The organism is Amycolatopsis sp. NPDC058340, from assembly GCF_042723975.1.
Classification (GTDB): Bacteria; Actinomycetota; Actinomycetes; order Mycobacteriales; family Pseudonocardiaceae; genus Amycolatopsis.
In genome coordinates this window covers 122848-144084 of record NZ_JBHXIB010000018.1, presented here as the reverse complement: position 1 = coordinate 144084, position 21237 = coordinate 122848, and the positions used below count along the sequence as shown (strand labels likewise).

16 protein-coding genes are annotated in these 21237 nt (G+C 69.3%); 7 read left to right on the top strand and 9 right to left on the bottom strand.

Annotated features, from left to right (window positions below; all coding sequences use genetic code 11):
* Window positions 1–130: 130 nt before the first annotated feature.
* From ACFWIW_RS21595 to ACFWIW_RS21585, 3 genes are all read right to left on the bottom strand, one after another.
* A complete protein-coding gene (locus tag ACFWIW_RS21595) occupies window positions 131–1969 on the bottom strand; it encodes an ABC transporter ATP-binding protein (RefSeq protein WP_378370070.1) in 1839 nt (612 codons plus the stop codon).
* Entirely contained in the window at window positions 1966–3702 is a 1737-nt protein-coding gene (locus tag ACFWIW_RS21590) for an ABC transporter ATP-binding protein (protein WP_378370069.1), read from the bottom strand. The genes ACFWIW_RS21595 and ACFWIW_RS21590 overlap by 4 nt, the downstream gene beginning before the upstream one ends.
* A gap of 300 nt (window positions 3703–4002) precedes the next feature.
* A complete protein-coding gene (locus tag ACFWIW_RS21585) occupies window positions 4003–4848 on the bottom strand; it encodes a helix-turn-helix domain-containing GNAT family N-acetyltransferase (RefSeq protein ID WP_378370068.1) in 846 nt (281 codons plus the stop codon).
* A 103-nt stretch (window positions 4849–4951) separates the two neighbouring features.
* Here ACFWIW_RS21585 and ACFWIW_RS21580 point away from each other — a divergent pair, with 103 nt between their 5' ends.
* From ACFWIW_RS21580 to ACFWIW_RS21570, 3 genes are read left to right on the top strand one after another with little or no spacing between them, the layout of a single operon-like run.
* Window positions 4952–6280: an FAD-dependent oxidoreductase gene (locus tag ACFWIW_RS21580; RefSeq protein ID WP_378370067.1), complete on the top strand. Its 1329-nt coding sequence runs from the start codon at window positions 4952–4954 to the stop codon at window positions 6278–6280.
* Window positions 6281–6285: 5 nt separating this feature from the next.
* Window positions 6286–7494, top strand: a complete 1209-nt coding sequence (locus tag ACFWIW_RS21575) for an MFS transporter (protein ID WP_378370066.1) — start codon at window positions 6286–6288, stop codon at window positions 7492–7494.
* On the top strand, window positions 7491–8573 hold the full coding sequence (locus ACFWIW_RS21570) for a flavin-containing monooxygenase (RefSeq protein ID WP_378370065.1): 1083 nt from the start codon (window positions 7491–7493) through the stop codon (window positions 8571–8573). Before ACFWIW_RS21575 ends, ACFWIW_RS21570 begins: the two co-directional genes overlap by 4 nt.
* Before the next feature lie 23 nt (window positions 8574–8596).
* Here ACFWIW_RS21570 and ACFWIW_RS21565 read toward each other — a convergent pair whose 3' ends face one another.
* The 4 genes from ACFWIW_RS21565 to ACFWIW_RS21550 are packed head-to-tail and all read right to left on the bottom strand — an operon-like array spanning window position 8597 to window position 11997.
* Window positions 8597–9436 carry a sulfite exporter TauE/SafE family protein gene (locus ACFWIW_RS21565; RefSeq protein WP_378370064.1) on the bottom strand — a complete coding sequence of 280 codons (840 nt, stop codon included), beginning with the start codon at window positions 9434–9436 and terminating at the stop codon, window positions 8597–8599.
* Window positions 9433–10482 (bottom strand): ArsO family NAD(P)H-dependent flavin-containing monooxygenase, encoded by a 1050-nt coding sequence (locus ACFWIW_RS21560; protein ID WP_378370063.1) that lies wholly within the window; start codon window positions 10480–10482, stop codon window positions 9433–9435. Before ACFWIW_RS21560 ends, ACFWIW_RS21565 begins: the two co-directional genes overlap by 4 nt.
* Window positions 10479–11558 carry an ACR3 family arsenite efflux transporter gene (arsB, locus tag ACFWIW_RS21555; protein ID WP_378370062.1) on the bottom strand — a complete coding sequence of 360 codons (1080 nt, stop codon included), beginning with the start codon at window positions 11556–11558 and terminating at the stop codon, window positions 10479–10481. The genes ACFWIW_RS21560 and arsB overlap by 4 nt, the downstream gene beginning before the upstream one ends.
* A 34-nt stretch (window positions 11559–11592) precedes the next feature.
* On the bottom strand, window positions 11593–11997 hold the full coding sequence (locus tag ACFWIW_RS21550) for an arsenate reductase ArsC (protein WP_378370061.1): 405 nt from the start codon (window positions 11995–11997) through the stop codon (window positions 11593–11595).
* A gap of 195 nt (window positions 11998–12192) precedes the next feature.
* Between ACFWIW_RS21550 and ACFWIW_RS21545 the strand changes: the two genes are divergently transcribed.
* The gene (locus tag ACFWIW_RS21545; protein ID WP_378370060.1) at window positions 12193–12603 is read left to right on the top strand and encodes an ArsR/SmtB family transcription factor; all 411 of its coding nucleotides are present in this window, start codon (window positions 12193–12195) and stop codon (window positions 12601–12603) included.
* 132 nt (window positions 12604–12735) lie between these two features.
* The gene (locus ACFWIW_RS21540) at window positions 12736–13362 is read left to right on the top strand and encodes a Crp/Fnr family transcriptional regulator (RefSeq protein ID WP_378370059.1); all 627 of its coding nucleotides are present in this window, start codon (window positions 12736–12738) and stop codon (window positions 13360–13362) included.
* A 57-nt stretch (window positions 13363–13419) separates the two neighbouring features.
* Here ACFWIW_RS21540 and ACFWIW_RS21535 read toward each other — a convergent pair whose 3' ends face one another.
* Window positions 13420–15453 carry an oxygenase MpaB family protein gene (locus tag ACFWIW_RS21535; RefSeq protein ID WP_378370058.1) on the bottom strand — a complete coding sequence of 678 codons (2034 nt, stop codon included), beginning with the start codon at window positions 15451–15453 and terminating at the stop codon, window positions 13420–13422.
* Between the two features lie 266 nt (window positions 15454–15719).
* On the opposite strand from ACFWIW_RS21535, the gene ACFWIW_RS21530 reads away from it, so the two are divergent.
* Both ACFWIW_RS21530 and ACFWIW_RS21525 read left to right on the top strand, forming a co-directional pair.
* Window positions 15720–16409 (top strand): TetR/AcrR family transcriptional regulator, encoded by a 690-nt coding sequence (locus ACFWIW_RS21530; RefSeq protein ID WP_378370057.1) that lies wholly within the window; start codon window positions 15720–15722, stop codon window positions 16407–16409.
* Between the two features lie 94 nt (window positions 16410–16503).
* Window positions 16504–18819, top strand: a complete 2316-nt coding sequence (locus tag ACFWIW_RS21525) for an ATP-binding protein (RefSeq protein ID WP_378370056.1) — start codon at window positions 16504–16506, stop codon at window positions 18817–18819.
* Here the strand turns inward: ACFWIW_RS21525 and ACFWIW_RS21520 are convergent.
* On the bottom strand, window positions 18794–21097 hold the full coding sequence (locus ACFWIW_RS21520; protein ID WP_378370055.1) for an ATP-binding protein: 2304 nt from the start codon (window positions 21095–21097) through the stop codon (window positions 18794–18796). The genes ACFWIW_RS21525 and ACFWIW_RS21520 overlap by 26 nt on opposite strands.
* Window positions 21098–21237: the final 140 nt, after the last annotated feature.

Here is a 21237-nt window from a genome sequence, read left to right as displayed (position 1 = left end):
GTGGCAATTGTCGTGCTAACCCTCTTTGCCACTCACGACCCCCACGCGGCGACGGACACGCGTGATCAGACGGCGATCACGCGTGTCCAGAAGGCGATCTCGCGTGATTGAACGCGGAACTCACCACCGGTCAGGAAGCGTCCCCGGTCTCGATGAATCCTTCGAGTTGCGAGGCGAGCAGTTCGACATAGGCACCGTTGAGCGCGAGGAGTTCTTCGTGCGTGCCGGTTTCGGCGACGCGTCCATCGGAGATGACGACGATCCGGTCCGCGGTGCGGATGGTGGAGAGCCGGTGGGCGATCACCAGGGTGGTGCGGCCGTGCCGGGCTTCGTCCATCGCCTCCGTCACCGCTTGCTCGCTGGCGGCGTCGAGGTTCGACACGGCTTCGTCCATGACCAGGATGGGAGCGTCTTTCAGCAGCGCTCGCGCGATCGCGATCCGTTGCCGTTGCCCACCGGACATGAGGGCGCCGAGCTCGCCCGCGACGGTGTCGTAGCCGTTCGGCAGTGTCATGATGAACTCGTGGGCTTGCGCGGCCCGTGCCGCGGCCTCGACCTCGTCGTCGGAGGCGTCGGCGCGGCCGAGGCGGATGTTGTCGCGCAGACTGGTGTTGAACAGGAAGGTGTCCTGCGGTACCAGGGTCATGAGGCCGCGCAGGTCTTCCTGGGGGAAGTCGCGGACGTCGTGCCCGCCGACGGAAACCGATCCGCCGGTGACGTCCCAGAACCTCAGCAGCAGGTTGGCGCAGGTCGACTTGCCGGCGCCGGAGCGCCCGACCAGTGCGACGGTCTCGCCGGGACGGACCTCGAAGCTGATGTCCCTCACGGCGGGCCGGAGATCGCTGCGGTAGGCGAAAGTGACGTCGGTGAAGCGGACATGCGGCACGACCGGCCCCTCCGGCGGACGGCTGACCAGATCGGTGACCGGGGCGGGCGCGTCGAGCAGCGTGTTGATGCGATCGGCCGACGACGCGACCATGGACAGCTCGCGCGCCACCTCGGTCACCTTCAGCACCGGCAGCATCGCCATCGAGGCGAGCACGACGGCGACCGGGAAGAGCGAGCGGTCGAGCTCGCCCGCGATGACGAGCCGCGCCCCCAGTACGAGCACCACGAGTATCCCCAGCAGGGCGATGGTGTCGGTGGCGGCGTATTCGATACCGCTGCGGCGCCCGTGCGCCGATTTCGCCTTGGCCAGCCGGGCACTCTGTTTGCGCAGCAACCCGAGCCGCTGCGAGTGCGCGCCGAAGTTCACCAGTTCGCGCAAGCCCTGGAAGGTGTCGGTGCTGTCGGCGCTCATCCGGCCGAGGGAGTCACGCAATTCGTTCCCGTGCAGTTCGGCCTGACGCCGCAACCAGGCCGGGACCGAGGCGAGCAGGATCAGGATCGGCACCAGAACGCAGGCCAGCGACCAGTGGAACCAGCCCAGCGCGACCGTGGTGGCCACCGGGACGGTCGACGCGACGGCCAGCGGGCTGAGTGTGTGGGCGAAGAACAGCTCGATCTGTTCGACGTCGGAGACCGCGGCCGAGCCGAGGTCACCGGACCGCCGTTCGAGCATGTAACCGGGCGAGAGCCGTTCGAAGGCGGCGAACACCTTCGCCCGGGTGTCGGCCAGCGCGCGGAAGGCCGCGACATGCGCGTAGGTGTTGTCGGCGATGCTCAGGACCACCAACGGAAGGATCAGGCAGGCGAGCGTGATCAGCCAGCCGGTGAGCTGCTCCAGCGAGGCCCCCGACGCCGCCCGCGCGACCACGTACGCGCCGATCCCGGACGATGCGAGCAGGAGCAGCTGGTGCAGCACCCCGGCCAGGTAGGCCACCGTGATGAGCCGGCGATGCTCCCCCAGCAGGGGCATCAGGCTCCGCAGCCTGGCGACGAGCGACCGGTCCGACCTCGGCGGGCCTGCCTCGCTGTGGCCGTGGCTGTGGCCGTGGCCGTGCTCGTGGATCTGGATGGTCGAGGTCATGCCGGCACTCCAGTCTGGGTCGCGACGAGTTCGGCGTAGAGGCCCTTGCGTGCCAACAGATCCGGGTGGCTGCCGAATTCGGCCACCCGGCCGGAGTCCATCACCACGATCCGGTCGGCGTCGCGCACCGTGGACAGCCGGTGGGCGATGATGATCGTCGTGCGGCCGCGGGTCAGATCGCCGAGTGCCTCGGTGATCTCCGCTTCGTTGGCGGCGTCGATACTCGACGTCGGCTCGTCGAGGATGAGCACGGGAGCGTCTTTCAGCAGGGCACGGGCGATCGCGACGCGCTGGCGCTCGCCACCGGACAGTTTGAGGCCGCGTTCACCGACGATCGTGTCGAAACCCTGAGGCAGGCGGTCGACGAAATCGGCCGCCTGGGCCGCCGTCACCGCGCGCCGGATCTCCTCGTCGGTGGCATCCGGTTTGGCGAGCAGCAGGTTCTCCCGGATCGTGCCGTGGAACAGGTAGGTGTCCTGCGCCACGACGCCGATCAGTGATCGCAGGTGCGCCAACGGGAACTCGGAGATGTCGCGACCGTCGACGCGGATGGAGCCCGCGTCGACGTCGAAGTACCGCATCATCAGGCCGAGCACGGTGCTCTTGCCCGCTCCGGACCGGCCGACGATGGCCACCCGCTCCCCCGGCGCGACCGTCAGGCTGAACCCGTCGAGAGCCGGAGCACGCCGGGTCGGGTAGCAGAACCGGAGATCGCTGAACTCCAGGCCCGGAGGGTTCTGCCGCAGCGCCGGGGCCGGGGCCGCGGTGTCCCGCGCGTCCGGTTCCAGGCGCAGGACGTCGGCGACCGCGCGTCCGGCCGGGATGGCGTGGTACGCCGAGTGATACGCCGCCTCCAGCTCGGTCATGGGCCGGAAGGTCTCGCGGGTCAGCATCAGGATGGTGAACAGCCCGGCGATGCTCACCGCGCCGGTGGCCGCGTGCCAGGCACCCAGGCCCACGGCGGCGGTCGTGCCGATCGGCACCATCAGCGCGCCGATGCTCGATGTCCCGCACCAGGCGATCATCAGCCGGATGGAGTCCCGGCAGAACGCCTCGCCCCGTTCGACGATCTCGCGGCCGCGCCGTCCGCTGGCGTTGAACGCCTTGAGCGTCCCCATTCCCTGCACGGCGTCCAGGCTCTCGGAATACATGCCGCGGTAGGACACCATCCAGCGCCCGCCACGTTCCCTGATCGCCTGTTCCCCGAACAGCTTGGACAGCGGCGCGAGCAAGGCGCAGGCGAGCACGACCAGGCCCACCAACGGATCGACCGCGATCACGTACACCGAAGCCAGGCAGGACCCGAGCACGGACGCCACCACGGACGGCACGAACCGGCCCACCAGCGGGTCGAGCAGCTCCACCGAATCCACCAGCGTCGACTGGAGATCACCGGTGCGCATCCGCTGCGCCTGGCCGGGCCCGATCTCCATCAGCTTGAGTGTCAGCCCTTCGCGCACCGCCTCCTTCACCCGCGCCGAAACCCTGGGCGCCCACCAGTCCCGGACGACGATCAAGCCGATGCGCGCCAGCTGCAGCACACCGATGACGGCCAAAGACGTCAGCAGACCACCGACGTCACCGGAGGAGAACGCCTTGAACAGCAGATCCGCGATCATCAGGCCCTGACCGACATACGTCGCCGTGATCAGCAACATCAGGCCGACAAGACCGGCTATCTCCACCCAAGCCCGCGGACGCAAGCCCAGGAACAACTTGATCGTCGACCACACGGCCGCACCTCCACAAAAGATTCGTTCGCTTGCGGACGGGCGATCCCGCCGGAACGGGACGGCGGCCGCCCGGCCGACGGGATCGATCTCGCCGGCCTCTCCGACGCAACTCTACAATGAAAACCGTTATCAATATCAGTCAGGCGACCCGGGTTTCCCGGCCGCATCCGAGGAGCGGTGCGCCTGCACCAGGTTATTGATAATGATAATCATGTCAAGGTAGGCTACGCGACGGCTCGTGGACCACACTTCCCGGCACCCGCGACGACCGGGTGCGTGTCCGAAGAGAGCTCTACCGGTTTAATCGACCGGGCTGCGGCGTTCGAGGAAGACGGTGTCGTACCAGACGCCGTCGCGCTGGGCGACGCGTTCGCGGATGCCGACGGTGCGGTAGCCGGCGCTGTGGTGCAGGGCGATACCGGCCCGGTTGCCGGTGAAGATCGAGGTCTGCAGGGTCCAGAGCCCGGCGGCGTCGGCTTCGGTGACCTGTTTGAAGAGCAGCGCTTTGCCCACGCCGCGGCCGCGGTGGCTTTCGGCGACGTAGACCGATGTCTCGGCGACTCCCTGGTAGCACTCGCGCGGCGAGACCGGGGCGGCGGCGGTCCAACCGGCGACCTCGCCGTCGATTTCGGCGACCCAGCGATGCCCGGTCAGCCAGTTCGCCTCGAGCGCTTTCCGAGCCGGGACTTCGGTTTCGAAGGTGGCGAGCCCGGTGGCGATGCCTTCGGCGTAGATCCGGCGCACCGCGGTCCAATCGTCATCACGCAGGGCGCGGACGACCACGTCTTCAGGCAGGTTGCCCGGGCAGCAGGGTCGCGGGGCGAGCAGGCCCATCACCGCGTCGGCCGCGTGCGGGAGCCCGCTGCAGCAAGCCTGATTGATCGTCACGACCGTCGCCGTGCCCTCTTTACGCAGGTGGACGAAACCCACATCGGCCAGCTTCCGGACGTGATGCGAGCAGGTCGACTGGCTTGTCCCGAGGATCTCGGTCAGCGCACCCACGGTCAGGCCGCGCGGCGCGGTCGCGACGGCGTGCAGCAGCTTCACCCGCATCGGCTCGGCCAAGCAGGCGAACCACCCGGCGTACGTCGCGGCTTCGCGTTCGGGCAGGAGACCGGCGAGGGGAACGGGCACGACCGTCGTCATACCTCCAGTATCGACCGGAATCGATGGTTGCGTCAATCGACCCGCGTCGATACAGTCCCCCGCATCGCTTCAATCGAGCTGGATCGATGAAAGGTGCATGGGGATGAACGAGCTGCCTGTCGTGGTGATCGGAGCGGGCCCGGTGGGGCTGGCGGCCGCCGCCGAGCTGGTGGAGCGGGGTTTCGAGCCGCTGGTGCTGGAGCGCGGCGCGCAAGCGGGTTCGGACGTGGCGGCATGGCATCACGTGCGGTTGTTCTCGCCGTGGTCCGAACTGGTCGCTCCGGCCGCCGGACGACTGCTGGCGACGACCGGCTGGACGCGGCCCGACGGCGAGGCGTATCCGACGGGCTCGGACTGGGCCGTCCGGTATCTGCGACCGCTGGCGGCGGCGCTCGGCGATCGGGTCCGTTTCGGCGCCGAGGTGATCGGTGTCGCCCGCCGGGGACGGGACCGGGTCGTGGACAGCGGCCGCGACGACGAACCGTTCACCGTGCACGTCCGCACCGCCGACGGCGCGGAGGAGCGGGTCGCGGCGCTGGCCGTGATCGACGCGTCCGGCACGTGGTCGACGCCCAATCCCCTTGGCGGTGAAGGCCTCCCCGCCGTGGGTGAGCGGGCGGCGGCGGAGCGGATCGCTTACCGGGTCCCGAATCTGGGCGACGAAGCGGTGCGGGCGCGGTATGCGGGCAAGCACGTGGTGGTCGCAGGCAGCGGGCATTCGGCGCTGACCGCGCTGGTCGCCTTGTCCGGCCTCGCGAACGACGGCACGCAGATCAGCTGGGTGCTGCGCCGCGGCGCGGTCGGCGACACCTTCGGCGGCGGCGAGGCCGATCAGCTTCCCGCGCGGGGCGCTCTGGGTCTGCGCGCCCGGGAGGCGGTGGAATCCGGGCTGATCACGGTGGTGACCGGGTTCCGCACCGAGGCGGTCGAACGCGGCACCGAGGGACGGCTGGCCCTCGTCTCCTCGGGCGGGCAGCGGATCGAGCAGGTCGACGAGGTCGTGACGCTGTCCGGGTTCCGGCCCGATCTCACCTGGCTGTCGGAGATCCGGCTGGAGCTGGACCCGGCACTGCAGGCGCCGGTCGCGCTCGCGCCGCTGATCGACCCGAACGTCCACTCGTGCGGAACCGTGTATCCCCACGGCGCCAAGGAACTCGCGCATCCGGAGAAGGACTTCTACCTGGCCGGGATGAAGAGCTACGGCCGGGCACCGACGTTCCTCGCCATGACCGGCTACGAACAGGTCCGCAGCATCGCCGCCCAGCTCGCCGGAGACCACGAAGCGGCCGCACGGGTCGAACTGCGCATGGCCGAGACCGGCGTCTGCGGCGGCGCCGGCCTGTTCGACGAACCGGACGACGCACCAGCCTCCGGCGGCTGCTGCGCGACCTCGGAGCCGGAAGTCCTGACGCTGTCCGCGCCGTCGCGCTGACCGCTGTGCCGATCGCGACCGCCGCGGCGCAGCCCGGGCTGTCCACGTCCGGGCTGCACCGCGTGCTGGCCGTGCTCTGCGTCACCGAGATCACCAGCTGGGGCATCCTCTTCTACGCCTTTCCCGTCCTGGCACCGGAAATCAGCCACACGACGGGCTGGTCGACGGCCTGGGTGGTCGCGGCGTTCTCGGCCGGGCAGGTCGTCGCCGCGCTGACTGGGATCCCGGTCGGGCGATGGCTCGACGGCAGGGGTCCCCGCTCGGTGATGACGGCCGGGTCGGTAGTGGCGGTGCCCGCGGTCGTCGCCGTCGCGCTGGCGCAGAACCTGGTCTGGTTCACCGGGGCGTGGCTGCTGGCCGGGGTCGCGATGGGCGCGGTGCTGTACCCGCCCGCGTTCGCCGCCCTGACCCGTTGGTACGGCGAGCGGCGGGTGTTCGCGCTGACCGTGCTCACCCTCGCCGCGGGCTTGGCGAGCACGGTGTTCGCGCCACTGACCGCGCTGCTCACCGCGCACCTGGACTGGCGGGAAACCTACCTGGTCCTCGCCGCCGTACTGGCCGTCGTCACCATCCCCGCGCACCTGTGGGGCCTACGCGGACCGTGGCCGCCCTCAGGCACTCATCCGGTTCACAGCGACCCCGCGCGGATCGCGCGGAGCATCCCGTTCCGGGGCTTGGTGATCGCGTTCAGCCTGGCGGCGTTCGCCGTCTACGCCGGAGTGATCAACCTCGTACCCCTGCTCACCGAACGCGGCGTCAGCAGCACGACAGCCGCGATCGCGCTCGGCCTCGGCGGCGCCGGGCAGGTGCTGGGGCGCCTTGGGTATACGGCGCTCACCCGGCTGACCACGGTACGGACCCGGACCGCGATCGTGTTCCTCTCCGCCGCCGTGACCACGGCCGTGCTGGGGCTGCTCACCACCAAGGCCGGGCTGATCGCCGCCGCGGTCATGGCCGGCATGGCCCGCGGCGTGTTCACACTCCTGCAAGCCACCGCCGTGGCCGACCGCTGGGGAACCACCCACTACGGCCGCCTCAACGCCCTGCTCCAAGCACCACTGACCATCACCGTCGCCCTCGCCCCCTGGGCAGGCGCGGCCATCGCGAGCGGCATCGGCGGATACTCGCCGACCTTCCTCGTGCTCGCCGCCGTCACGGTGGCCGCCGCCGTTCTCGCCCTCGCGGCGACACCTCATTCCGGAAGGAACTCATGAACGACCACGACGTGATCATCGTCGGCGGCGGCCAGGCCGGTCTCGCCGCCGCTTACGCCGCCCGCACACAGGGCCTCACCCCGGTGATCCTCGAAGCCGGTCCCGAACCGGTCGGATCCTGGCCCCGCTACTACGACTCCCTGGCCCTCTTCTCCCCCGCCCGCTACAGCAGCCTCCCCGGCCTGCCCTTCCCCGACGACCCCGACCACTACCCGCACCGCGACGAAGTCGTCGACTACCTCCGCCGCTACGCCGGATGCCTCGACACCGAGATCCGCACCGGGCACCGGGTCGACGCCGTGACCCAGGACAACGGCGCGTTCACCGTGCACGCCACCGGGGAAACCGCGCTGACCGCACCGATCGTCATCGCCGCGTCCGGCGGCTTCTCCCGCCCCCACCGACCGGAACTGTCCGGTTTGGACACCTTCACCGGACACGTCCTGCACAGTGGCGAATACCGAAACCCCACACCGTTCGCCGGGCAGCGCGTCATCGTCGTCGGCGCGGGAAACTCCGCCGTCCAGATCGCCACCGAACTCGCCGGCCACGCCCACGTCACCCTCGCCAACCGGGCACCGGTGAAGTTCGCGCCGCAACGGCCGTTAGGGAAGGACGTGCATTTCTGGTCCGCCGCCGTCGGCTTCGACCACCTGCCGATCGGGCACCTGCTGAAGAGCCCGCCCGCCACCGCGGTGAACGACCCCGGCAGCTACAAAGCCGCCATCCTCAGCGGAAAACCGGACCAGCGGCGCATGTTCACCACCATCGACGGCGACACCGTGCAATGGCCGGACGGAACCCGCGAACGCATCGACACCATCCTGTTCGCCACCGGCTTCCGGCCCGAACTGTCCTACCTGGACCCCCTCGGCGCCCTCGCCTCCGACGGGCGCCCGCTGCAGGATCGCGGCCTGTCCACCACCCACCCCGGCCTCGCCTACGTCGGGCTGGAATGGCAGCGCAGCTTCGCCTCCGCCACCCTGCGCGGCGTCGGCCGCGACGCCCGCTACGTCCTGCGGAAACTGACCGGAAACCGTGTCAGCATCGGAAAACGCTGCTGCCAGCCGGTCGGCTGACCCGCCTCGGTCAAGGTGTGACATCAGTCGTGACGCCACACCTTGACCGCCGACAACAGCAGCAAGGCGATCAGAACCGGGATCAGCACCGCGCCCGGCACGACATCGAGCAGCAGGCCCCCGAGCACTGTTCCGACGACGGAGCCCAGTGCCATGACGGCGACGAAGGAGGTGTTGGCTCGCAGGACCTGGAAGCTCCGATCACGGCTGTACCGGGCGAACGCGACGAGCATCGTCGGCAACGACACCGCGAGCGAGAGCGACCCGGCGAGTTTGACGTCCGCTCCGTACAGCAGAACGATCGTCGGGATGAGCAGCTCGCCTCCGGCGACGCCCATGAGCGCCGCGACGATCCCGATCGCGACACCGGCGCCGAGCCCCGCCGCGGCCCTGGCGACCGGTGGGAGCGACACCGTACCCACCTCGCCGAGGTGATTCCACGCCAGCGCCGCGGCGATGACGAGGAGCAACACGGCGAGCAGCCGGTACAGCGTCGCCGAACGCAGGCGGGTGGCCCAGGACGCGCCGAGCCACGCGCCCAGCAGGCTGCCGCACAACAGGTTCACCACGATCGGCCAGTGCGGAGCCGCGTCGCCGAGGGGTACGGCCACCAGACGGGCCGGTAGCGCGGTGAGCACCACGATCAGGCTCATCGCCTTGTTCAAGATCACCGCCTGCAAGGCGACGAACCCGAAAAGGCTGATCAGCACGGGCAGCCGGAACTCCGCGCCGCCGAGACCGATCATCCCGCCGAGCAGGCCGATCGCGGCTCCCGAACAGAACACCATGGGCCACGACCGTGGTCCGCGGTCGGCACCCGAATGCTCGGCGGCGTCGTCATCGGGTCTCCGCTGACGGGTCACTCCAGCACGGCCTTGAGGTCGGTGACGGCGGCGCGGGCGGTCATACCGGCACCGATCAGCGTGGCCGACGCGGGCCCGGTCCAATCGCCGTAGCCGAGGAAGTGCAGCCGGGGCTCGGCCACGGCACGAGTGCCCTCGGTCTGGATCCGGCCGCGGGTGGTCCGCAGCCGCAACGGCGCGAGGTGGCTCAGCGCTGGGCGGAAGCCGGTGCACCAGATGACCACGTCGGCATGCCGCCGTGTGCCGTCTGTCCACACAGGACCATCGTCGTCGAGTCGCACGAACATCTCGCGCGGCCGCAGCAGTCCGGCGTCGCGTGCTTCGCGGACGGGCGGGACGGCGACGATGTCGCCGAGCCCGGCGACCCCACCCGTGTCGGTCTGCCCGGTTTCGAGGGCTTGGCGGCGGCGGGTCGCGACGTCGAAGAGGGCCTTGCCGTCGATGTGGTCGGGCAGATACCGGGGTGGACGGCGGGTGACCCAGGTCAGGTTCGCCACGCCCGCCAGGTCGGCGGCGATCTGGGCGCCGGAGTTCCCGCCCCCGACCACCACGACGTCCTTGCCCGCGAACTCCTCCGGCGACCGGTAGTCCACGGTGTGCAGCTGACGGCCGGTGAACCCGCCGGGAACCAGGGGCAGGAAGGGCCGCCACCAGGTGCCGGTGGCGCTGACGACCGCCCCGGCGCTCCAGTCCCCCGAGTCGGTGCTCACGCGGAATCCGTCGCCGTCCCGGGATACGGCGGTCACCGTCTCCGATCGGCGGACCGGGAGTTCGTAGCGCTTCTCGTACGCGGCGAGGTACTCGGCGACGTGCTCGGCGGTCGGATACCCGGGCCCCGGGAAAGGCGGCATCGGCCATCCCGGCAGTGAACTGTGCCGTGCCGGGGAGAACAGGCGCAGCGAGTCCCAGCCGTGGATCCATGCGCCGCCCGGCTGGGCTTGGGCGTCGAGGATGACGAAGTCCAGTCCGGCGCGGCGCAGGTGGTAGCCCGCGGCGAGACCGGCCTGGCCCCCGCCGATGACCACTACCCGCGCGGCTCCGGTCACTCCGCGGGCGCTTTCGCTGTCCAGCGCTTGCGCAACCAGAGGCTGACGTACACGAGCGCGACCAGAACGGGTACTTCGATCAGCGGGCCGACGACCCCGGCAAGCGCCTGCCCGGAGGTGACGCCGAAGACGCCGATGGCGACGGCGATCGCGAGTTCGAAGTTGTTGCCCGCGGCCGTGAATGCCAACGTCGTGGTGCGCTCGTAGGAGAGACCGGACGCCTTGCCCAGCAGGTAGCCGCCGATCCACATGATCGCGAAGTACACCAGCAGCGGCAGCGCGATCCTGGCGACGTCGAGCGGGCGGGAGGTGATGTTGTCGCCCTGCAGGGCGAACAGGATCACGATGGTGAACAGCAGGCCGTAGAGCGCGATCGGGCCGATCTTGGGCAGGAACGTGCCCTCGTACCAGTCGCGGCCCTTGCTCCGCTCCCCGATACGGCGCGTGAGGTAGCCGGCGGCGAGCGGGATCCCGAGGAAGATGATCACGCTGAGCGCGATCTCCCACGGCGAGAAGTCGATACTCGTGGTGTCCAGGCCCAGCCAGCCGGGCAGCAGGTCGAGGTACAACCAGCCGAGCACCCCGAACATGATCACCTGGAAGACCGAATTCAGCGCGACCAGCACCGCGGCGGCCTCACGGTCGCCGCAGGCGAGGTCGTTCCAGATGATCACCATCGCGATGCACCGGGCGAGGCCGACGATGATCAGCCCGGTCCGGTACTCCGGCAGGTCGGGCAGCATCAGCCACGCGAGCGCGAACATCAGCGCCGGGCCGAGAATCCAGTTCAGCACCAGGGAAAGCACCATCGTGCGCTTGTCCTTGGTCACGGTGTCGAGCTTGTCGTAGCGGACCTTCGCCAGCACCGGGTACATCATCAGCAGCAGTCCCAGCGCGATCGGCAGCGACACCTGTCCGATCTTCACCGCGTCCAGCACGCCCTGCAGACCGGGGATCACGCTGCCAAGCAGCAGACCGGCCCCCATCGCGACGATGATCCAGACGGGGAGGAACCTGTCCAAAAAGGACAGTTTGTGCAGGACGTCGGCCTCGGCCTTGTCGGTGGCTTGAGTCACGGTGCTGGTCTCCGGGAATACGGGGAGGCGGGGGTCAGGCGTCGAGGATTTCGGCGACGAGGCCGCGGACGCGGCGGTCGATCTCGTCCCGGATCGGGCGCACCGCCGCCACTCCCTGACCCGCCGGGTCTTCCAGCGGCCAATCGAGGTATCGCTTGCCGGGGAACACCGGGCACGTGTCACCGCAGCCCATGGTGATCACCACGTCGGAAGCCTCGACGTCCTCGGTGGACAGCTTGCTCGGCACCTCGGCGGTGATGTCCAATCCCCACTCCGCGAGTGCCGCGGCCGCGGCCGGGTTCACCATCTCGGCGGGCTCCGAACCCGCGGACCGGACGGCGATCCGGCCGAGCGAATAGTGCTGCAGCAGCGCGGCGGCCATCTGGGAGCGACCGGCGTTGTGCACGCAGACGAACAGCACCTGGGGTGCGCGGGTCATCTTCGTTCCTTCCTCAAGGGGTGTTCATCGGGCACGTCCCAGCCAGGTATCGCTTGCCATGGGTCATGACGACTCCCTCGAAGCACGGCGGCTGGATCGAAGTCCGCCGATGCAATTGAAGAGCTTGGATCGAGCTTTGTCAATTCAGCGGGTATGGTGGTCCGGGACAGGACCCCCTGGACGGAGGAGGGACGCGTGGCGAGCGAGAACGCCCGCACCAGGAAGCCGGTCCCGGTGACGCTCCTGATGGCCGAGCCCGCCGCGGTCGTCGCGCCGGACGACGCCGACGCGGCCGCGAAGCTGTTCAAGGCCCTGTCGGACCCAGTGCGGATCCGGCTGCTGTCGCTCGTGCGGTACTCCCCCGGCGGCGAGGCGTGCTTCTGCGACCTGGCCGAGGAATTCGACATGCCCCAGCCCTCACTGAGCCACCACCTGCGGGTCCTCGTCTCCGCCGGCATCCTCGAGCGGGAACGCCGCGGGACCTGGAGCTGGTACACCGTCGTCCCCGAACCACTGGAAACCCTGGAAACGCTGCTCCGTTCCGGCGGCCCGCTCGCCGACCGCCCCGCACGCCTGTCCGAGGCCCGCCGCGACACGAGGTGCTGAGCCGCGGCCGGGCGTCGTACTTGTACCGTGCACCCGAGGATCCGCCAGTCGGATTCTCCCCCGGTTGACAATTCTTTTCACTCCCGTTGACACACCACTCCCGGTGGTCGATCCTTCACCACAGGGGGTCACTTGTCGCGGATCCCGGCGAGGAAACATCCTGGAGGACTTTCGCATCCTCACGAGCGGAACACTCAGGGACACGACAGAATGAAAGAAAACGAATTCCCGGCCGGAATCGCCGAATTGCCTTTCTTTCAACGCTTTCCCGCCGAAGAAGTCAGCCGGATCCTGCGATACGGGCGCAAGGTCACCCTTCCTCAAGGGTGGCCGTTGATATCCGAGGGCACCCCCGGCGATGTCGCCTATATTCTGCTCGAAGGGCAATTGGCCGTCTGGTGCGGCAGAGACCTCACCGCGGCCCTGGGGCCGGGCAGCCTCGTCGGGGAGATTTCACTGCAGCAAGGCACTCTTCGCACGGCAACCGTTTCCGCGGCGACACCGGTCACCGTGCTTCGGCTGAGCACTCGGACCTTCACTCGCTTGATCGCGAATTCGCCCGTGTTCGCGCGGACGGTGGACGAGATCGTCGTGCACCGGACCGCACCACCTGTTTCCGGGTATCCGCCGGTCGGCCGGAGCCCGCGCGGCGCGTTGATCTTCCTCCTGTGCTGGTTCTTCGTCTGCTTGGCGGTGCGATTCCGGCCCGCCGCGTCGCGACGATCACGGCGGACCGGCAAAGCCCGGAGCGGCCGCTGAGGAAAGTCTCCGCCGACGATCTGAGTCGTGCCGCCGGTCAGGGGCGGACCATACGGATCAGCGGGTACCGAGGATCGGCTCGGACTCCACGAGGCCGACGTCGTCGGGCGGACGATTCTCCTTGAACACCCGTTCACGCTGTCCGGCCCTCAGTTCGAGGTGCGCCAGCGCGGGCGGCGGGTAGCCGTACCGTTCACGGGCTTGGGCGGGAGTGAGGGTTTCTTCCGTGGCGGGCGCGATGCCGAGCAGCACCGGCGCCACGATCGGCAGGGTCGAAGGTGACAGCAGGCGCAGGGCGGCCAGCTGGAGCCAGCCGCTCATGCGGACGAACCGGAACGAGAGCCGCATGACCGGTACCACCAACGCGTCCAGCAGGCGGCTCTGCCGGATCCCCGCCAGATCCCGCATCCAGTGCGGCATCGACGCGATGGTCGCGACGCGCAGGGTACGGGTGACGACCAAGACGACGGGCCAGTACGCCGGCGGCATCGGGGGCAACATCACCTCGGCGTGCAGGAGGTGTTCCATGGTCGAACGCGCGACGGGCGAGCCGATCAGCTGCGGGCGCATGCGTTCGAAGTAGGCACGGACGCCGTCGCGGTCGCGGGGGATCTCCGCCGGGTCGCAGGTCTGGAGTTCGGCCGCGGTCGCGCAATCCGCCCAATAGCGAGCCTCGTCCTCCGCGCTGAGCTTTCCCGGCCCGTACTTCTCGTAGGCGTAGAGGATCGAGTGCCATGCCGTCAGATGGATCCACAGCTGTGACGCTGGATCGTTGGCGTCGTAACGCTTTCCGGTGACCGGGTCGACACCCACCCCGGTCGAATGGACCTTCACCAGGATGTCCGACGCCTTCATGGTGACGCGGGTACCGGCGAAGGCGACCATCGCGAAATAGCGCAGGGTCCGGTCGTAGCGCGTGTGCGAGCGGGTCCTCAGTGCCCTGGTCTTGTCGACGGCGGCGACCAGCGCCGGATCGAGCTCCTCGACGACGACAGCGCGCTGGAAACCCACGGTGAGCGAAGTCGGGTAGGTCCACACCTTCCAGGTCACCGACTCCGGGCCGAAGAAGCCCCGGTCGTCATGAGGCGTGATCTTCGACCGGATGCCGCGTGCGAGCTCCCACGCCGACGCCTCCGACGGCGGACGGCCGGGCCCGGCGGCGGTCACCGCGGTCAGTACCGGACGCACGACACGCGCCAAACCCAGCAGCACCAACCCGAAGAAGCCGGTGCCGAGCAGCAAGACCATGGCCGCGACGACGATCGGCGCCCCCTGCGATCCCCACCGCACGTCACCCCAGTACCGCAGGACCCCGGCCAGGGCCAGCAGGCCGAACACGACCAGCGCCGCGAGCCCTGCCGCCGCCTGCCGGAGATCACCGACCGCCACCGCGTACACGATGAGCAGCCCCAAGGTGACCAACCAGACGGACAACTCACGCAGGTCGAGTGCGCTCACCGGCCATGGCCACCACGAGATGTAGGAGTCAGTTCGGACCGTGGCCCCGATCCCGGCGGCGAGCAACCCGATCCCCTCGATCCCCGCGAAGACACGTGCCCACACGGGCATCGGCGTCACGACCGCGACGCCATCGACATCGACACGGCGAAGAAGCTGCGCGGGCACGGTCAGCACCGTGAGCAGGACCGTGATCCCTAGAGCGATCAACCAGATGTCAGGGACGGGCACGCTGAAGGCCGTCCCGGCGATGGCCAGCTCGCGCGGCGGGTTCAGCTCCGCCTGATACTGCTTGGTCACGACCAGGCTTCCGGCGGCCATCACCAGTGGCGCGAAACTCGCGATGCGGGCGTTCGTCCATCCCGGTTCCAACGCGGCGAGGAACAAGAGCACGACCGCGGCGCCGAAACCGGCGCCGACGGTCGTGGCGGTGAGGGGACTCGCCATGGTCCACGCGAACCACACGTCGGTCGCACCGCTGCCCAGGTACAGCACGAGGAACACCACCGCACAAGCCAGGACGAGTGGCGCGAAAAGGCCGTCTCGTACCGCGGGATGCAGGTTCTTGCCCGGTGTCTGTGGCGCCTTCAGCCGGCTGTCGATGTTGTCCGCCGTCGGATCCGACGCGTCCATGACGCCTCCTGGAGGTGACCGCGACCGACCGGAGTGGTCCACGCACAAAGGAAAAATCCGGACGCCCGACTCTGAAAGAGTTTCAAGTACTTGTCCGTACTCCGCGTACGCTAGCGTTCTCCAAAAGTCCCGGCAAGGGGCGTCGATATGCTTGGTCACGATCTCGGGTGGAGAGCACAGTTTCCCGGCCTCGCGGTGTCAACGACGGCACAAGACAGCGCCGCCGGGCCGCGCTCGTTCGAGGTGCTCGATGAGAAGGTGGTGCCATGAGTGAGCGGCCGTCCTTGACCGGTGTGGAAGCCCTCGCCACGGTGGGACAGCGGCTGCCGAGCCGGCACGGACTCACCGCGGAAGAGGTCGCGGCGTCGCAACGGGCGCGGATCCTGGTCGGCTTCCTGGAGGTCGCCGCGGAGAAGGGGTACGGGGCGACCACGATCGCCGACATCGTCGAGCGGGCCGGAGTGTCGCGTCAGACGTTCTACGCCCTGTTTCCCACCAAACAAGCGTGTTTCGCCGCCGCTTTCCGGGCCGGAGCGTCGACGGCGCTGGGAGAGATCACGGAACCCCTGAGCGAACTCTCCTATCTGGATTGGCGGGCCGCCGTCACGCTGACGATGGAGCGATACCTGGCGAAAATGGCTTCGCAGCCGAAGGCGACCTGGACGCTGCAGATCGAATGCCTGGCCGCCGGCCCGGAAATCGCCGCGATGTACCACCGGCGGATCGCCCGTATCGCCGAGTTGTACCGCATCACCTACAAGCACGTGGTGCGAAAGGAGGACCCGACCAGGCCGGAACTACCGGACGAGGCATTCGATCTGCTGGTCGGCGGTATGTCCGACCTGATCCGTCAGTGTCTCCACACGAAAGGCGCCGAGGCGATTCCCGAGCTGGCGCCCGTGTTCCTCCGCACCCTTATGGCCCTCTTCGGCGAACGCGACATTCCCTCCGCCTGATCGCACGGGATCCGGGCGAAAGTTGCGAGAGGCAGGACGTCCCCGGAAAATGGCACCTCCGCCCGGCGAGCCGCAGCAGCGAGAAGGGACTGGAATGAGCCTGGCAAGCACCTCCGGCGGCTCAGGACGGGTACCGGCGGAGTCGACCACCTTCGTCGGCAGGAAGACCGAACTCCTTCGGCTGTCGGAGATCTTCCGGAGCGGCCCGATGGTGACGTTGACCGGGCCTGGAGGAGTCGGCAAATCCCGCCTCGCGGCGCATTTCGCGACTTCGGAACGGACAGGATTCGCCGACGGCGCGTACTTCGTGGCGCTGGCGGATCTCAACGAACCGGCGTTGCTGGCGAGCACGGTCGCCGAGGCGCTGGGGCTGACGGATCGCTCTGCCCGTCCGGCGGTCGAGGTGCTGGCCGACTGGCTGCGCGATCGGCACGCCCTGCTGGTGCTGGACAACTGCGAGCACCTGGCCGACGGCTGCGCCCGGCTGGCGAGCACCCTCCTGACCCGGTGTCCGGGCTTGGCGATCCTGGCGACCAGCAGGCATCCCTTGAAATCGGCCGACGAGCAGGTCTTGCCGGTGCCTCCGCTCGCCGTCCCCCGGCCGCGGATGGGTCTGCGGGAACTGCCGGCGGTCGACGCGGTGCGTTTGTTCGCCGATCGGGCTTCGGCCGTGCTGCCCTCGTTCGAGATCGGCGAGAGCAACGCCGAGGACGTGGCCCGGCTCTGCGAGCGCCTGGAAGGTGTGCCGCTCGCCATCGAACTCGCCGCCGTGCGGCTGCGCGCGCTCTCGATCCGGCAGATCACCGAACGTCTGGACACACAGCTCGCGCTGCTGACCACGAGCGCGACGAGGCACGGCCCGGAGCGGCACGGCACGCTCCGGGCGACGATCGACTGGAGCCATCAGCTGTGCTCCGGGCCCGAACGGCTGCTCTGGGCCCGGGCGTCGGTGTTCTCCGGAGGATTCGAGGCCGATGCGGCGGGGGCGGTGTGCTCCGGCGCCGGGCTGACGGCCGGACAGACGCTCGAGCTCATCGACAGCCTGGTCGAAAAGTCGATCCTGATCCGCGACGAACGAGACGATGTCGTGTGGTACCGCCTCCCGGAGACGATCCGTCAGTACGGCCACGAGAAGCTCGCCGCCGCGGGCGACGTGGCCCGTATGCGGCGGCGCCACAGTGACTGGTACCTGGCTCTCGGCAGGCAGTGCGGGCAAGCATGGATCGGCCCGGATCAGCTGAGCTGGAGCCGGCGGCTGCACCGCGAGCACGCCAACTTGCGGGCGGCACTGGACTTCTGCGGCGAGAACCCGGACGACGCCGTCGACGGGATGTCCATGGCGTTCCAGATCAAAGAGTTCTGGCTGATCCATGGCCTCACCTCGGAGGGCAGGCTGCACCTCGGCAAACTGCTCGACGCGGCTCGCCCGGACGCCCCGGGACGCGCGAACGCCCTGCTCACCTATACCTTTCTGGCCTTGATCCAAGGGGATCGTCCCGCCTACGAGACAGCGCTGGAACAGACGGCGCAAGCCGCCGAGCAGGAACGCGACGACTCCGTCAAGGCCTACCTCCTGCTCGTTCGCGGCTACGACGCACTGACCGCGGACCGCATGGCCGAAGCCGCCGACCTTTTCGCGGAATCCGGTGCGCGGCAGCACGAACTGGGTGATCTCAGCGGCGAGCTGTGGGCACGGTTCAACCTCGGCATCTCGACCGGGCTTTCCGGCGACCTCGAACACGGGCGCCGGATACTGCGTGAGTGCGTCGGCGAGTACGCCTCCCGCGGCGAGATCTTCTGGCGATCGTGGGCACTGCGGTCGCTGGGCGCCACCGAGTACCTCGTCGGCGATCTCGAGAGAGCACGGGCCGCCTGCCGAGAAACCCTGCAGCTCGAACAAGAGGTGCAGGACAAGGCCATCCTCGCCTTCGTCCTCACGGTCAGCGCGGGTGTCGCCGCCCGCACCGGGCAGCACCGGCGGGCGGCGACGGTATTCGGTGCGGCGACGGCGATGTGGGCGGCGATCGGCATGTCCCCGGCCCGGTACGCGGCCTTCACCGACCCGATCCAGAAAGACACCGAAACCGTCACCACCCGGCTCGGTCTCGACGCCGCCGCGGCCGCCTTCACCACGGGGTACACCATGCCCCCGCACGAAAGCATCGCCTACACCCTCGCCGACGAGACCCCTTCGCCGCATACCGGCGGTCGTCATCCCTTGACCAGACGCGAGACCGAAGTCGCCAACCTGGTCGCCCAGGGCATGACCAACCGGAGGATCGCCGACACGCTCGCCATCAGCCGGCGGACCGCCTCCACTCACGTCGACCACATCATGACCAAGCTCGGCTTCACCAACCGGACGCAGATCGCGACCTGGGTCGTCACCGATGCGCCCGCCTGCTGGTGACCCAGGTCGCGAGCCGGGCGCGTGAGGCGAACCCGAGTTTGGTCAGGATGTGGCCGATATGGGTGTCCGCGGTCCGGGGCGCGATCCCCAGCTGACCGGCGATCTGCCTGTTCGTCAGGCCGCGCGCGACCAGCTCGGCGACTTCGTGTTCCCGCGGGGTCAGCGGGTCGTCCGGCCCGGTGGGTGCGCGGGGCACGGTGATCTGCTGCCCGAGGACGTAGCGTGTGGCCTCTTGATGGGTGAAGGCGCGGCCGAGCCGATGGTGCCGTTTGAACGTGTCCAGCCCGAGGGCGTCGATGACGCGTTCCGTCATCTCGGCTCCGTGCGCGGAGAACCGGCCGTAATTCCGGGGATCCGTGCCGATGGCGGACCACATCGTGGCGCTGATCCCGAACAGCGTCGCCGACCGCACCATGTCGTTGCGGTGGGCCACCGCGCATCCGAGGGCGAAGACCATATGCGGCTCTGCCGACCGATTGCCGAGGACGTTCTGCAGCCGGAACGCCTCCAGCGCGGCCCGCTCGGCGACTTCCGGGTCACCGTGGGTTTCCTCGATGACGCTCAGCGCCCACCAGTCCCAGGACCGCCAGAACAGTTCACCGACTTCTTCCGCTGCCGCGATGCTTTCGGCCAACAGCGCCCTGGCCGTGCCGGGATCGCCGTTGAACGCGGTGGCCTGCCGGTGATGGACTTCCGTGTACACCTCGGCGGTACGGATCCCGTGCCGCCGGAACACGTGCCGCGCGGTGTCGAAGCCGTGGACGGGCCCATCCCCGAAGTAGAAGGCGGCCGTGGCACGGATGGTCTCGCCGTAAGCGCGGGTGACCTCGTCCGGGAGGGTCTTGACCAGCTCCTCGCTGGCCCGCGCGTCCGCCTCGGCGGCGTCGATGTCGCCACCGAGGACGTCGTACCAGACCCTGAGCAAAAGGCCCGACGCCCACTCCGGCGTATCGGGCGGCGCGGCGGCCATCTGTCTGACCAGCCAGGTGCGTGCTTCGTTGAGCAGCCCGCACACGGACCAGTAGACCCCGAGCCGGGTGACCATCCGCAGGCCCGCGACGCCTTCGCCCGGCGTGGTCGCGCAGTAGTCGAGCGCGCGCCGGAGGTTCGCGTGCTCACGGGCCACTCGCCGCAGCCACTCCACCTGGCCGGGGCCGATCCAGCCTTCCGCGTAGCGGGCGGCGAACCCCGCGTACCAGTCACGGTGCAGCCGGGCCACCCGCTCGGTCCCGCCCAGCTCGGCCAGCCGCTCCGCACCGTATTCACGCAACGTTTCGAGCATCCGGTAGCGGAGCTCGCCGTCGGCTTCCTCGGCGCTGACCAGCAGCGACTTGTCGATCAGCTCGTGCACCAGGTCGAGCATGTCCTCGGCCCGGACACCGTCGCCCGCGCACACCTCCTCGGCGGCCGCCAGCGCGAATCCACCGGAGAACACCGAAGCGCGCGCCAAGACCAGCTGCTCGCTTTCGGAGCAAAGGTCGTAACTCCATTCGATCATCGCGCGCAAGGTCTGATGCCGGGCCGGGCCGCCCCTGCTCCCCCTGGTGAGCAGGGACAGCGGGTCGGCGAGCCGGACGCGCAGCTGGGTCACCGACAGCACACGCAGCCGGATGGCGGCCAGCTCGATGGCGAGCGGCAGGCCGTCCAGGCTGCGGCAGATCGCGGCGATCTCGCGGACGTTGTGTTCGGTGATCTCGAAGGACGGCAGCACGCCGCGAGCCCGGTCGGCGAACAACCGCGGCGCCTCGTAACCCTCCAGTTCCTCCGCCGACCCGACCCAGTCGGGGCCGGGCACGGAAAGCGGCGGCACCGCCAGCACGCGTTCGCCGAAAACCCCAAGGGACTGACGGCTTGTGGTGAGCACACCCAGCTTCGGGCATCCCGCCACCAGCTCGGTCACGAACCGGGCACAGGCCGCCAGGACATGCTCACAGTTGTCCAGCACCAGCAGGAGCCGCCGGTACCGCAGTGCCTCGATGAGCACTTCCAGCCGCGGCCGCGCCGACTGGTCGTAGACCCCCAGCCGTTCGGCCACCACGTTGGCCAGCAGATCCGGATCCCGCAGCTCGGCCAGCTCCACGAAGGCCACACCGTCGGGACGGTCATGGTCGACCGCGGCGGCGACCATCCCGGCGAGCCGGGTCTTGCCCACCCCGCCCACGCCGGTCAAGGTGACGACCGGCCCGGCGCCGAGCAACTCGGCCGCCTCGGCGACCAGCCGCTCGCGGCCGACGTAACTCGTGCGATGGGCCAGCGACGCCACCCACCGTGGTGTCACACCCTCCACCAGCGACCCCACCGTTTCCTGTGTGCATGATCACTCGGCCGATCAGCCTAACCTGGTCGCGTCCGGCAGGCGAACCGCCGGGGATAGTCTCGGTGGTGGAATCCAGTCCGGCGCCGCGCACCCGGCACGGC